The sequence below is a fragment of the Anaerocolumna aminovalerica genome (assembly GCF_900115365.1).
Classification (GTDB): Bacteria; Bacillota; Clostridia; order Lachnospirales; family Lachnospiraceae; genus Anaerocolumna; species Anaerocolumna aminovalerica.
Window position 1 is genome coordinate 73,368 of record NZ_FOWD01000012.1, and the last position, 14,818, is coordinate 88,185.

General features: G+C 36.8%; 13 protein-coding genes. 11 read left to right on the forward strand and 2 right to left on the reverse strand.

Annotated elements, in window-relative coordinates; translation table 11 throughout:
* The first annotated feature begins 131 nt into the window (after positions 1 to 131).
* The 11 genes from BM183_RS08675 to BM183_RS08720 all read left to right on the forward strand — a co-directional run bounded on the left by BM183_RS08675 (position 132) and on the right by BM183_RS08720 (position 12,196).
* Positions 132 to 353, forward strand: a complete 222-nt coding sequence (locus tag BM183_RS08675; protein WP_091686155.1) for a FeoA family protein — start codon at positions 132 to 134, stop codon at positions 351 to 353.
* A 100-nt stretch (positions 354 to 453) separates the two neighbouring features.
* The gene (feoB, locus tag BM183_RS08680; protein ID WP_091686157.1) at positions 454 to 2,637 is read left to right on the forward strand and encodes a ferrous iron transport protein B; all 2,184 of its coding nucleotides are present in this window, start codon (positions 454 to 456) and stop codon (positions 2,635 to 2,637) included.
* A gap of 178 nt (positions 2,638 to 2,815) precedes the next feature.
* Positions 2,816 to 2,956 (forward strand): FeoB-associated Cys-rich membrane protein, encoded by a 141-nt coding sequence (locus BM183_RS08685; protein ID WP_091686159.1) that lies wholly within the window; start codon positions 2,816 to 2,818, stop codon positions 2,954 to 2,956.
* Between the two features lie 76 nt (positions 2,957 to 3,032).
* Positions 3,033 to 3,452: a transcriptional repressor gene (locus BM183_RS08690; protein WP_242960940.1), complete on the forward strand. Its 420-nt coding sequence runs from the start codon at positions 3,033 to 3,035 to the stop codon at positions 3,450 to 3,452.
* Positions 3,453 to 3,562: 110 nt separating this feature from the next.
* Positions 3,563 to 4,570: a helix-turn-helix domain-containing protein gene (locus BM183_RS08695; protein WP_091686162.1), complete on the forward strand. Its 1,008-nt coding sequence runs from the start codon at positions 3,563 to 3,565 to the stop codon at positions 4,568 to 4,570.
* A gap of 165 nt (positions 4,571 to 4,735) precedes the next feature.
* Positions 4,736 to 6,517 carry an ABC transporter ATP-binding protein gene (locus BM183_RS08700; RefSeq protein ID WP_242960934.1) on the forward strand — a complete coding sequence of 594 codons (1,782 nt, stop codon included), beginning with the start codon at positions 4,736 to 4,738 and terminating at the stop codon, positions 6,515 to 6,517.
* A gap of 85 nt (positions 6,518 to 6,602) precedes the next feature.
* Entirely contained in the window at positions 6,603 to 8,360 is a 1,758-nt protein-coding gene (locus tag BM183_RS08705) for an ABC transporter ATP-binding protein (RefSeq protein WP_091686163.1), read from the forward strand.
* A 201-nt stretch (positions 8,361 to 8,561) separates the two neighbouring features.
* A complete protein-coding gene (locus BM183_RS21245; RefSeq protein WP_276326326.1) occupies positions 8,562 to 8,690 on the forward strand; it encodes a hypothetical protein in 129 nt (42 codons plus the stop codon).
* A gap of 139 nt (positions 8,691 to 8,829) precedes the next feature.
* Positions 8,830 to 9,108 carry a DUF2325 domain-containing protein gene (locus BM183_RS08710; protein ID WP_091686165.1) on the forward strand — a complete coding sequence of 93 codons (279 nt, stop codon included), beginning with the start codon at positions 8,830 to 8,832 and terminating at the stop codon, positions 9,106 to 9,108.
* Positions 9,109 to 9,352: 244 nt separating this feature from the next.
* Positions 9,353 to 10,219 (forward strand): putative ABC transporter permease, encoded by an 867-nt coding sequence (locus BM183_RS08715; RefSeq protein ID WP_091686166.1) that lies wholly within the window; start codon positions 9,353 to 9,355, stop codon positions 10,217 to 10,219.
* Between the two features lie 303 nt (positions 10,220 to 10,522).
* Complete coding sequence (locus BM183_RS08720; RefSeq protein ID WP_091686168.1) at positions 10,523 to 12,196, forward strand: flavin monoamine oxidase family protein; 1,674 nt, start codon at positions 10,523 to 10,525, stop codon at positions 12,194 to 12,196.
* A 142-nt stretch (positions 12,197 to 12,338) separates the two neighbouring features.
* On the opposite strand, the gene kamA is transcribed toward BM183_RS08720, so the two are convergent.
* Together kamA and BM183_RS08730 are read right to left on the reverse strand one after the other, a co-directional pair.
* A complete protein-coding gene (gene kamA, locus BM183_RS08725) occupies positions 12,339 to 13,454 on the reverse strand; it encodes a lysine 2,3-aminomutase (RefSeq protein ID WP_091686169.1) in 1,116 nt (371 codons plus the stop codon).
* A 12-nt stretch (positions 13,455 to 13,466) separates the two neighbouring features.
* Complete coding sequence (locus BM183_RS08730; protein ID WP_091686171.1) at positions 13,467 to 14,543, reverse strand: D-alanine--D-alanine ligase family protein; 1,077 nt, start codon at positions 14,541 to 14,543, stop codon at positions 13,467 to 13,469.
* Positions 14,544 to 14,818: the final 275 nt, after the last annotated feature.

Genomic DNA, 14,818 nt, shown 5'->3' on the forward strand with positions numbered 1-14,818 from the left:
CCATCTTCAAGCAGATAGGGCATGCAACGGAACCAGGTTGAAAAAACTTGTTTTTTCAACCGCCATTTGTGCCGGTGCACAAAGTTACTGTCTTTATTAAAAGGCGCTAAATCGCCAGAATCGAGGTAATTATGAAAACATTAAGGGAAGTAGACTGTGGACAAACCGTAAAGGTGAAGAAGCTTACCGGAGAGGGACCGGTAAAGAGACGTATCATGGATATGGGAATCACTAAGGGAGTTGATGTTTTTGTCAGAAAAGTAGCACCACTTGGTGATCCGGTAGAAGTGACTGTTAGGGGATATGAATTATCACTTCGAAAAGCAGATGCTGAAATGATAGAAGTAGAGTAATTTTTTTTTGTCAAAGGTTAGTAGAGACTAACAAATGACAGGGAAAGCAAATAAGGGATAGGAATAACAAACATAGCCATTGGGCAGAAGGAGAAATAAGATGTCAATAAAAATTGCACTTGCAGGTAATCCAAATAGTGGTAAGACAACATTATTTAACGCACTGACAGGCTCCAACCAGTTCGTTGGTAACTGGCCTGGCGTAACAGTAGAAAAGAAAGAAGGTAAGTTAAAGGGGAATAAAGATGTTACAATTACGGATTTGCCGGGAATCTATTCACTGTCTCCATATACATTAGAAGAAGTGGTAGCAAGAAATTATCTGATCAGTGAAAGACCGGATGCAATCTTGAATATAGTGGACGGAACCAATATTGAGAGAAATCTATATTTATCTACACAATTAATGGAACTGGGAATTCCGGTAATCATGGCTGTTAATATGATTGACGTGTTGGAAAAGACAGGTGATAAGATACATATAGATAAACTCAGTAAAAAATTAGGTTGCGATGTAGTAGAAATTTCTGCATTAAAAGGAACCGGAATTCAGAAAGCAGCAGAAAAAGCAGTTGCTCTTGCAAGAAAGAAGGAAGCCGGCGTACCGGTTCATGAGTTTGCAGCGGAGGTTGAGTCTGCAATCCGTTCCGTGGAAGATAAATTGGGAATGGAGGTTCCGGAAGAACAGAAAAGATTCTTTGCAATCAAATTGTTGGAAAAAGACGAGAAGATTCAAAAACAGATGAAACAGGCACCGGATGTGGCTGTTGAAATTAATGACCTTGAAAAAGAATTTGATGATGATACAGAAAGTATTATTACCAATGAAAGATATGTATATATCTCATCTATTATTGATGAATGCTGTACAAAAAGCAGAAAAGAAAAGCTGACTACCTCGGATAAAATTGACCGGATTGTTACAAACAGATGGCTGGCACTTCCGATTTTTGCAGCGGTTATGTTCCTTGTATATTATGTTTCTGTAACAACGGTGGGTACATGGGCAACGGATTGGGCTAATGAGGGCTTATTCGGTGATAGTTGGAGTTTCTTTGGAACGGAAGTTCCCGGTATACCGGTGCTGATAGAATCAGCTTTAAATGCAATAGGATGTGCTGACTGGTTACAGAGTCTTATTATTGATGGTATTGTAGCTGGTGTTGGTGCGGTTCTTGGCTTCGTTCCGCAGATGCTTATTTTATTCGCATTTCTTGCCTTTTTGGAAGCCTGCGGATATATGGCGCGAGTTGCCTTTATTATGGATAGGATTTTCCGTAAATTCGGTCTTTCCGGTAAATCCTTTATTCCAATGCTTATCGGAAGCGGCTGTGGGGTTCCGGGTATTATGGCATCCAGAACCATTGAGAATGACAGAGACCGTAAGATGACAATTATGACTACCACCTTTATACCTTGCAGCGCAAAACTTCCTATTATTGCTCTGATTTCAGGTGCGTTGTTCGGAGGAGCATGGTGGGTTGCCCCCAGTGCATACTTTGTAGGTATTGCAGCAATTGTTTGCTCCGGTATTATCTTAAAGAAGACAAAAATGTTTGCAGGAGATACCGCACCTTTCGTTATGGAATTACCGGCTTATCACATGCCTACGGTAGGAAATATATTAAGAAGTATGTGGGAAAGAGGATGGTCTTTCATTAAAAAAGCAGGAACCATTATTCTCTTATCGACTATAGTAGTGTGGTTCTTAATGCGTTTTGGCTGGGCAGATGGTTCTTTTGGATTGTTAGAAGCAGAACAACTTGATAGTAGTATTTTAGCATCGATTGGTAATGTATTAGCACCTTTATTTACACCACTTGGCTGGGGAAATTGGAAGTCAGCGGTTGCAGCGGTTACCGGTCTTATTGCAAAAGAAAATGTAGTTGGAACTTTTGGTATTCTGTATGGATTTACAGAGGTTGCAGAAGACGGAGCGGAAATCTGGGGTTCTTTGGCAGGAAGTATGACAGCCATAGCAGCTTATTCATTCCTGGTATTTAATCTTTTATGTGCTCCTTGCGTTGCTGCCATGGGAGCAATCAGAAGAGAAATGAATAATGCAAAATGGTTCTGGTTTGCAGTTGGATATCAGACAATTCTTGCGTATGTTGTTTCATTATGCGTATTCCAAATCGGCACCTTAGTTACAGCAGGAACCTTTGGAGCTGGAACAGTAATAGCGTTTGTCCTTGTTCTTGGATTTATCTACCTGCTGTTTAGACCATATAAAGAAAGTAAAACATTACATGTAAATATAAAAGGTATAGCTGGCGCAAAATAGAAAGCAGTCCGGCATGAGATGGGGCCTGCGTCTAATGATGCGGGCTCCTTCTATAAAAAGGTTAGATCACTATAATGGAGGTCAGGTTGAAAACTTTGATTTCAACCGGCAAATTTATGTATAACAAATTCACTATCATTAATAAAAAGGGTGCTAATGCGCCAGAATTGAGGTTTATATGGGTACATTAATTACAGGAATTGTGGTTGCAGGTATTGTATCTTTGATCGTAAAAGGTATGATTCGTGATAAACGGAATGGAAAATCAATACAGTGCGGTAATGATTGTAAGCATTGCGGAGGTCATTGCCATAGGTAGGAGGAATGCAGTGGATCAGGAAGTAAAGCAGTTAGGAAAAAAGCCTCGTGATCATAGAAACTATCACAGGACACAGATGCAGAGAGAAATGGTACTTCAAAAACTGAAAGAAAAAGGCTGTAGGATTACAAAACAAAGACTGATCCTGCTGGACATTATTCTAGAGGAAGAATGCTCCTGCTGTAAGGAAATTTTCTATCGGGCAGTGGAGATTGATAATAGGATTGGAACAGCAACTGTATACCGTATGATAAATACATTGGAGGAAATAGGAGCAATCAGTCGGAAGAACATGTATAAGATTGCCTGTGGTGCTGAATGTGAGGTAGAAAATGTCTGTACGGTAGAATTTAATGATGACACCCTCTGTCATTTGTCAGCCAATAAGTGGAATACGGTAATTCATGCCGGATTGTCCGCATGCGGTTATATGAATGGGCAGGAAATACGCAGTGTGATTGTAAAACAGTGCAGTTGTGAGAAAAGTGAAGCGTGAATGAGAATATATAAAATGCATAAAGCTGTCACATGGTAGTAAAGCTGCCGTGATGATGGCTTTTGTTATAAAAAGTTCAAAAGTTCAGAACAGTTTTAGGAGGTACCTATGTGGAATCTTTAATGCAGGAAGAATTGTTTTATGGAAGCAGAGTAAAAGTATTAGAAAGAAATGACAATATGTCTCTATATCAGATAATAGACAAATCAGGAAAAGCAGAAATGACCAGTTATAAGGTATTTGATGGAATTACAATTGTGTACAACGATGTACATATGGAGGGAATTCATGTAGACGTTTTGCCTCAGGAAGATATGTATGAAATCAATCACTGTAATGAGGGAAGGATAGAGTGTGAATTTGATAGCGGAGATTATCTCTATATGGCAAAAGGCGACTTTTCCATGAATCGGAAGGACGGAACTTGTCATCAGTCCTATTTTCCGGTTTCACATTATCATGGAATATCTATTTTAGTTATCCCTAAAATTGCACAGAGGGAAATGGATAAGCAGTTTGGGAAAAATAAAATTGATTTAAAAAAGATATTTATAAGGTTTTGCGGGGACAAAGGGTTTTATGTGACACAGGAGAATAAGTCCATGAAACATATCTTCTATGAATTGTATCATGTTCCGGAAAAAATCAGACAGGAATATTTTCGATTGAAAGTATTAGAGGTAATTTTATTTTTAAGTGCTTGTGAACCGGAGGAAAAAGAGGAAAGAGTATACTTTTCAAAAATACATGTTCAAAAGGTGAAAAACATACAGAAACAATTAGTAGAGAATCTGGATAAAAAGTATACCTTGCAACAACTTGCAAAAGAACATGACATAGCATTGACCTCTATGAAAAAATGCTTTAAAGGAGTGTATGCCAGCGGAATCTACGCATATATAAAAGAATATCGAATGCAGGAAGCTGCAAAAATGTTATTGGAAACAGAAAAAACAATTCTAAACATTGCCAATTGTGTTGGATATGAAAATGGAAGTAAATTTTCAGCAGCATTTAAGGATGTAATAGGGATTACACCTAAGGAATTTCGAAAAAGCAGAGAAACTATGCCTGAATGGAGTGAATTACGGCGGAATGGAGTAGATAAGTATGTATAAAAGAAATAAAATGAATAAGAAATTAAGAAGAAAAGCGCCCTTTGGTGCTTTTTTTAAAAGAAGACAGTTAGTAATAACTAACCATTAGTTATCATTAACCATTAGTTTAATACTAATCGTTATAAATTACTAACCATAAGTAACTAACAAGTGGAGGTGTCGTAATTGAAGAGCAAGCAAAAAAGAATCCTTGATTTTGCAGGTAATTATAAATATCTGACATATTTAGGATGCGTATTATCAGGTATCAGTTCTGTATTAATGTTGGTGCCGTTTCTGTGTATTTGGAAAATTGCTTATGAAGTTTTAAAAGCAATGCCGAATATTCAAAATGTTAAGAATCTGACACAGTATGGATGGATTGCTGTTATCTTTGCACTGGTGGGGATTTTTGTTTATGGAGGAGCATTGATGTGTACACATGTTGCAGCCTTTCGTACCGCAAGAAATATGAGAAGTAAAGCATTACATCACATTGTAAAATTGCCCCTTGGATATTTCGATGCCAATGGGACAGGTAGATTAAGACGTATTATTGATGAAAGTGCCGGACAGACAGAAACTTTCCTAGCCCACATACTGCCGGATTTAGCCGGAGCACTTGTAACTCCTGTTGCAATGTTGATTCTCCTGTTTGCTTTTGACTGGCGTTTGGGGCTGATTAGTTTAATCCCTATAATAATCAGTATGTTCTTTCTTAGCCGTATGATGGGCCCTAATATGGCAGAAGCCATGAAGGAATACCAGAATGCTTTGGAGGATATGAATAATGAAGCAGTAGAATATATAAGAGGAATCCCTGTGGTAAAAACCTTTGGACAGACTGTATTTTCTTTTAAAAATTTTCATGATTCCATAATGGGGTATAAAAAATGGGCAGTAAACTATACGATCAGTTTACGGATTCCCATGTGCAATTATACCGTGTCCATGAATTCTGTTTTTGCACTTTTGATACCGGCCGGTATTTTGATGATAAGGGCAGCGGTAAATCCACAAAAGTTTTTATCCGATTTTATTTTCTATTGTATTTTTACTCCAATCATAACGGTGATTATGAATAAAATTATGTTCTCCAGTGAAAATCTTATGTTGGCAAAAGATGCGGTAACCAGAATCAATGGTATATTGGAAGAAAAAGTACTAAAGGAACCTACAGGGAATGGGAGAAAAACACCGGCCCGGATGGACATAGAATTTAATAATGTAACTTTTTCTTATCCGGGAACCACACAACCTGCGATTCATCATATGTCATTTTCCATTAAAGAAGGAAGTATGGCAGCTTTAGTGGGGCCATCAGGAGGAGGAAAAACAACGGTGGCTTCCCTGATCCCACGTTTCTTTGATACTGCCCAGGGAAGTATTACCATAGGAGGGGTGGATGTCAGAGACATTCCAACGGAAGAATTGATGAATAAAGTATCTTTTGTGTTCCAGAATACAAGACTATTTAAGACCAGTCTGTTTGAAAATATCCGCTTCTCAAAACCGGATGCAACCAGAGAACAGGTTATGAAAGCAGCAAAGGCTGCGCAATGTGAAGAAATATTTGATAAAATGCCCCAAGGTATTGATACCATAGTGGGCAGTAAAGGCACTTATCTATCCGGAGGTGAGGCGCAGCGTATCGCACTTGCAAGAGCTATATTAAAGGATGCTCCTATTGTGCTTTTAGATGAAGCCACCGCTTTTGCCGATCCGGAAAATGAGCATAAGATTCAGGAAGCTTTTGAAGTACTTGCGAAGGGAAAAACCGTATTAATGATTGCCCACCGCCTGTCTACAGTAAAGAATGCGGATAAAATTATGGTAATAGAAGGGGGCAAAATCAAAGAAAGCGGTACACATGAACAGCTTATAAAAAAAGCCGGTTTATACCAGAGAATGTGGGAAGAATATAAGACCTCCATTTCATGGAAGGTAAAGGAAGGGAAGGTAAGTTAACAAGTTTTGAAACCAGCAGTTTGTGCCAGAGCATAGAATTGCTGTCATTATTAAAAGGTGCTAAAGCATCGGAATCGAGGTTAAAATGACACAATATTTTATCAATAAATTTGCTTTGAGTGAAAAAGGAGCAAAAGATTTGGTGAAGGCGATTATTGCATGTACCTTAACATACATCAGCTTCATGTTTCCTGTAGGATTATTATATACGGTACTGCGGGCTTTATTGGCTCCTTATATAGGTGGAGTGGAAAAAGTACTTCCACTATATGTGTACATTATAATTTCAGTTATTATACTGGTAGTTATTTGGATATTTGAAAAAATTCAGTATGATGCTACATTCTTATCCTCCTACGAAGAAAGCGCCAATCAAAGAATCAGTATTGCTGAAAAAATGAGAAAAATACCGTTATCATTTTTTGGAAAAAAAGATTTGTCTGATTTGACAACTACCATTATGACAGATTGTGCCGGAATAGAGACCGCTTTTTCTCATTATATACCGGAGTTATTTGGAGCAGTTTTGGCAGTGGTAATCGTAGGAATCGGACTTCTTATTACTGATTGGAGATTGGCTGCAGCATTGCTTTGGGTAGTTCCTATAGCCTTTGCCATTACCATAGGAGGAAGGAAACAGCAGGATAAAGCCAATAAACTGCATGATAATTCTAAGCTGGAACGTGCAGATAGTATTCAGGAATGCCTGGAAACAATCAGGGAAATAAAAGCAAATAACCAGTCAGAACGCTATTTGGAAAAAGTAGATAAAACACTGAGAACCTCTGAAAAAATGAACATAATGGCGGAAGTGAATACAGCCATATTTGTTATATCAGCCCAGATGTTATTAAGGGTTGGAGTAGCTACACTGGTTTTAGCAGGAGCAAAGCTGATAACGGTTGGAAAGATTGATTTTCTTACACTTCTTATGTTCCTTATAGCAGCTTCCAGAGTATTTGATCCTCTGGCAATGGCATTGCAGAATTTGGCGGCTGTTTTTGCAACGGAACTTAAGATTAACCGAATGAAAGAGATTCAAAGCCAGAAAATACAGACTGGTAAAGGGAATGTAGAATTTGAACATTATGATATCTGCTTTGAACATGTAGGATTTGCATATAATAAAAAGGAAAATGATGATTTGGAATATGTATTGAATGATGTAAGTTTTATAGCTAAGCAGGGAGAAGTTACTGCATTAGTAGGACCATCCGGCGGCGGAAAAAGCACCGTAAGCAAGCTTGCTGCAAGATTCTGGGATGTTCAGTCCGGAAAGATCACCATAGGAGGAACTAATATTTCTGAAATTGAGCCGGAGGAACTTTTAAGAAATTATGCCATTGTATTTCAGGATGTAGTACTGTTTAACAATACGATTATGGAAAATATACGTCTGGGCAGAAGGGGGGCTACTGATAAAGAAGTAATTCATGCGGCTAAAATGGCAATGTGCGAAGAATTCATAGAAAAGATGCCTTTGGGTTATCAGACAGTGATAGGGGAGAATGGTTCCACTCTTTCCGGCGGGGAAAGGCAGAGAATCTCCATAGCAAGAGCCTTGTTAAAAGATGCTCCCGTTATACTTCTTGATGAAGCAACGGCATCACTTGATGTAGAGAATGAATCCAAGGTTCAGAAAGCATTATCAAGGTTGATTAGGAACAAGACAGTACTTGTTATTGCCCATAGAATGCGGACAATAGCAGGAGCAGATCATATTGTAGTACTTGCTGAAGGAGGCGTTGCAGAAGAAGGAACTCATGAAGAACTTTTAAATGCAGGTGGATTATATCATAAATTATGGGATTTACAGACAAAGTCAGCAGAGTGGACACTATAGTTATTAGAATCTGAAAAACACATATAGAGAGTTAAGTGGAGAAAGCCATGCTTATTGAGAAGAAAGAATCAATCAGCATGGCTTAATTTTTAGAAAGCAGGTTATTGATAAAAAAGTATCATTAAGCATACTTGACGAACAGAATAAAATTAGATAATATAAACATTAGTTAGTTATAACTAACCATGAAAGAAGGGATTTATGAGTCAGGAAGTATTTCAAATTATCCAGGAAATGAATCTAAGGAATATTGAAACACAATTAGCAATGAAATGTGCACCATTAGTAACCGGTTTGACCAGAGTTTTGAACAGGCAAGGGAGAGGTTAATAAAATTAATTTCTTGCGGTATAGGTATAAGAGAAATTATTCTTGACCGAATCACGCTGAAGCTCAACGAACTGCATGGATCGGGAACTCCATCAGTGAAGACAAGCTGCAAAAGGCAGTAGTATAGGAGGACAATAATATGAGCGTAGTAATCATTGGAGGTCATGACAGAATGGTCTGTCAATATAAAGAAATTTGTAAGCAGTATAAATGTAAGGCAAAAGTATTTACACAGATGACTGCCAAACTTAGCGATCAGATTGGGGAACCGGATCTGGTTATTTTGTTTACCAATACGGTATCACATAAAATGGTTCGGTGTGCAGTAGTGGAAGCAGAAAGAAAAAATGCTGAAATTGTAAGGAGTCATACCAGCAGCAAAAGTGCTTTAAATGATATCCTAAAAACTTATGCTTAAAATAAAGCTATATTTTAATAAAAAAAATCTTATCCATAAAGCTAAATCTTCATATTAACCTGGATTCCTGTGGTTTCAACTTTCTAAAATATTATTTTATAATAATTTTTTAAGGTTCACTTAATTGACTAATATTTAAAGTTATTATAAAATGCCTTTATTAATAGTATTTAATAAAGACAAATGCAGTTAACCAATAATGTAATTACGTTACTGCAATAAATTTAAAGGTAGAGTGAAGTGTATGTATGAGTATTTATGGTTTTTTATAATTTATGCTTTTTTTGGATGGTGTACGGAAGTAGCATTTGCAGCGGTGGATTTAGGAAAATTCGTAAACAGGGGCTTTTTAAATGGACCATTATGTCCTGTATATGGATTCGGTGTGGCTGCGGTTATTAGTCTACTAACGCCTATACAGGAGAATAAGTGGATATTGTTTATTGGAGCAGTTCTTGTCACCACAATAATAGAGTTTCTTACCGGATGGGTATTAGAAATGCTATTTAAACAAAGATGGTGGGATTACTCTGATATACCCTTTAATATAAAAGGGTATGTTTGTTTGAAATTTTCTGTACTTTGGGGGCTTGCATGTCTGTTTGTTATGGAAATAGTCCATCCGGGAATTATTCATTTTATAGCAGTAATTCCAGTTAAGATAGGATGGGGGATGCTGGTGATTTTCTACTTAATTCTATTGGTTGATGTAATTGCTACAGCCCAGACAGTACTTAAAATTAATAAGCAGCTAGAAGAAGCCAATAAAATAGCAGTGAAAATACATAATTTTTCCGATGGTATTGGAAAGAAGATTTCTACCAATAGTATAAAGGTTGCAAGTCGATTGGAAGAATCAAAAAAGGTAACGGAAGAGTTAAAAACCAATGTACTATCCAATTTAAGAAGTTCCAAAGAACAGCTGGAAAATCTTAAAGAGCAACGAGATAAAATTCTTAGCAAGAACTTTTTTGGTAAAAGCAGAATCATTAAGGCTTTTCCACAAATATCATCTTCTAAATATAAACAGGAATTGGAACATATAAAGAAAAAAATTATAGGAACAAATCAGGATGAGGATAATTCTGATCCAGATAAACCGGAATTATAGGAAAAGCAAGTTAATACAAGAGATTAGACAGTTGATATTGCAACAAATAAAGATATACTTGTTGCAGTATCAACTATTTTTTGGGAAAACTAACGAAAGAAATAAAGAGGTACTATCTGAAAAAATGGACTAAAAGCATGTGAAGAAATGGGAAGAAATGATGGAAGAAAAATAAGGAACCTATTTTAAAAGAATTAAAAGACAAGGGTTATGTTGACATAGGAATTGTATATAGAATGTAAAGGTATATATTTTGACTCATGATTAATATATTATAATGGAAGAATCTGAAAGGTATTAAACATGAGTATCCCTTTAAATCCAATAGTAAATCCAACCAATGAGCAAAGGCATGAAATGCTGAGAGACAACCTGACCCGTGAAGGAAGAGCAGAAGATTACGATAATATTATAAGTTTATTAAGTCCGCCCCCGGATATCACGGATTATGCTGCACCGGGGGAATTAAAAGGCGTAAAAGTAGGTATTATTGGAGGCGGCTTAGCTGGTATGGCAGCAGCCTATGAACTTAGAAAAACTGGTGCAGATATTACTGTATTCGAAGCTTCTGAGGACAGAATCGGCGGCAGAATTTATACTTACTATTTTGATCCGGATAAGAAGTATTATGGTGAATTTGGGGCCATGAGAATTCCAGTATCCCATGAAACAACCTGGCATTATATTAACCAATTGAATTTGGATACGGTTTCCTTATCTTCTCCCATTCGAAACAACTTTTTATACGTTCATAATACCAGATTAAGAGTGACGGACTCAGTGACGGATTTATTATATCCAAAATACAATTTAGAACAATGGGAGAAAAATACACCTTGGCCTGAACTGAATCGGTATGTCTCTACTTATATTCTGAATCAATTAACTCCTGAGCAAAGAGCGGAAATGTTTACTATTCAGCCAACTTATTCAGAAGAAATATTAGGTATCCTGAATATAAGTATAAGAGAAGCATTAGAGTCATTAGGCTTGTCACAGGAAGCTATTAGTTTGATATCCGGTGTAAATCCTTCAACAGGTTCTATTTTAGAAACGGGTTATGATGAATCTATCAAAGAAGAATATACTTTAGATAATAGAAATTTGTATCGTATTACAGAAGGAATGGTCAATCTTCCACTTGCTTTTTATAAGACCTTTACAACACCAGAACCTTCTCTTTATTACAACATACCGAATGATTCTCTGGGAAGCATTGATTATAGGACCGGTCATTTTGTTGAGGGAATTTATCAGGATGTAAATGATAACAGGGTCTATTTAAAATACAGGACACAGCAGGACAGGCAAAACATGATGGATGTATTTGACTTTGTAGTATGTACAATACCTTTTTCCTTATTAAGAACACTTGAAATTAAGCCATACTTTAGTAACCCCAAAATGCAGTCCATCTTAGAATTTAATTATGTCAACGCTCAAAAGACTATTTTTCTTTGCAATCAACGTTTTTGGGAAGCCAATACATATTATGGTAATATTGTCGGTGGAATATCATATACCGATCTTCCGATTCAATCCATTGTGTATCCCTCTGATCACAACTTTTGTCAGGGAGAGAGTACATGTTCACCGGATGAACCTGGTGTACTTGTAGCCTCCTACTCTTATAATCAAAATGCAACCAGGGTTGGTAATCAGGAGGAATATGATAGAGTAGAATTCGTTAAAAGAGAGGTAGAAGAAGTACATGGGGTACCCAGTGGATTCTTAGATCCTATTGTAGAGCGGAATAAAACAGTGATTTGGGACAATGAACCAAACTTTCGGGGAGCTTTTGCATATGCTCTGCCGGGGCAAAATCAACGTTTTTCTTATGTAATGACATTACCTGAATATAATAATAAAGTTTTCTTTGCCGGAGAACATATATCCAATAAACATGGTTGGATTCAGGGTGCATTGCAAACGGGAAAATATGCCGCAAATAATCTTGCCTATTATGCAAAGCAGTAAAACATGTCCCATTATAAAATATCATTTAAAAGCTAAGAGGCGGGATCTAGCAGATGTGATGCCCGTCTCTCAGTTTAAAGTTGTTATTTAAAATTAGATAAACTTTTCATTTTGTATAATTATAATTGATTCTATTCTGCAATTATAGTATTGGCTGAGGATACTTATAAATCTGACCTGCATAATTTCGCATAATGACTTCATTATCATCCATGGAAATAATATATTCCGGATTCATAGGAACCTTTCCCCCTCCATGAGGTGCATCAATTACAAACTTAGGTACTGCATATCCGGATATGGTACCGGTTAGATTTTGGATAATTTCAATGCCGGTTTCCACTCTGGTTCTAAAGTGGCTAAGTCCCTGACTCATGTCACATTGATAGAGGTAGTAAGGCCTGATTCGCGCTTTTACCAGTTTCAGTAATAATTCTTTCATAGTTTCTGTATTATCATTGATATTTTTCAGCAATACACTTTGGTTACCCAATGGAATTCCTGCATCCACTATATCTGTGCATGCTTTTATAGCATCTGGGGTAAGTTCTTTTGGGTGGTTAAAATGGGTATTAATCCATATGGGATGATACTTCTTAAGCATTGCTAAAAGCTCAGGAGTAATCCGCATTGGCATAACAACCGGAACTCTGGTTCCGATTCGGATAATTTCTACGTGTTCAATATTTCTAAGTTTTGCAATTATTTTCTCCAATCTTGCATCACTCATAGTTAGAGGGTCTCCCCCGGATAAAAGAACATCCCGTATACTGGAATTCTTTGTAATGTAGTCTATTGCAGCATCTACCTCTGCATCACTGATTACAAAATCTTCTTCCCCTACGGATCTTCTTCTTGTACAGTGTCTGCAATACATGGAGCACATATGTGTAACCAGAAAAAGAACACGGTCAGGATACCGGTGTACAATATTCTTTACGGGACTATCCCGTTCTTCATCAAGAGGGTCTGCCAACTCATAGGGTCCTACCTGAGTTTCATTAATGGTAGGAACAGCCTGCATGCGGATAGGACACAAAGGATCATTGGGATCCATTAAAGAGGCATAATAGGGAGTAATTGCCATCCGAAAATATTTTAAACAATTACCCATATCCTCCTTATCTTTTTCACTTAAATGAATGATTTTCTCAAGTTCTTCAATTGTAGTTATTCTATTGCGGAACTGCCATTTCCAGTCATACCACTGTTGGGGATAAGGTTCCGAATCATTTAATCCATCTATTTTTCCAGTCATTATAAATTCCTCCTATGATAAATAAAAATGAAAACCGTATCTTTTAAGGGCGCTGTTTAATATGCTGCGAACCAAGGTATCATAATTCATACCATTAAATTCTGCTATCATTGGGAAATCACTATAACCTGGAGCCAGCCCCGGTAATGGATTAATTTCTATAAAATATATTTTCTCAGAATGAGAATTTTCCCTATGGGAATTTCCATTCCGGGAAAGACGAAAGTCAATACGGGCAAAATCCTTGCATTGAAGAATTTCATATATTTTTTTGGCGGTTTGTACCATCTCTGTTTCTATTTCTTTGCTGATTACAGCAGGACATTCGTAGCGAATCAGTTCTTTATAATTCTGTTTTACATTATAACTATAGATATTAAAAGGGTTCTGCTGATCCAAATATATAATCTCCATAGGAGGAAATACTCGCAATTCACTTCCATTACCAAGGATACCTACGGTGAACTCTCTTCCGCCTATATATTCCTCTACCAACATATCCTGATGATAAAGGCTTATATTTTTCGATACTAAGCTTTTTAATTCACTTGGGTTGGAAACGATTGCAACCTCAGAAATACCTTTACTGGAACCTTCTGCGTTAGGTTTAACAATAGCAGGAAAAGTAAAGCTTTCACTGAACTTTGTCTGATCTTTTGATATGACAAAGTACCTTGGTGTCCTTATATGATAAGTTGCAAGAACACGCTTTGTCAGTGCCTTATCCAGTGCAAGGCATAAGGTAGTCTCATCTGACCCGGTATAGGGAATTTTGTAAAAATTCATAATGGCAGGAATTTCTGCTTCCCGCCCTCTCCCTTGAATGCCTTCAGCAATATTAAAAATTATGTCTATGTCATGTTTCATCAATTTAAGAGGCAGCTCTTCCGAAGCTTCTAAAAGTTCAACCTGACAATTACCGCCTTCTAAGGCATTTTTAATAGCTAAAACAGTTTCCATACTATCATATTCAGCCTCCATGTCCGGGGCTTCATTTTCTGCAACATTTAATGCTGCATTCTTCTTAAGATTGTAGGTTAACCCTACACGCAGAGGATGGGAAGACTCATCCACAGGAATATTATCCATATGTACCACGATCCTTATTTTGAATTTTTTATTGCTTTATTTCGATAAGAGTGTAGTCCTAAATTTAATAGAAGTCAACAAAATAATAACGAAAAACAGGGTTAAAATTTATGCAAATTACACAAAAATATATTTTAATTATAGAGTTTTAATTACTACGAATCAGCCGAAGATACCGCTATATTAAGTATTGTGGATAAAAGAGATTAAATATTATATTGTAATTTCTTGTCATAGCACTGAACTCTATATACTAATATTTGGTAATGTGTGTT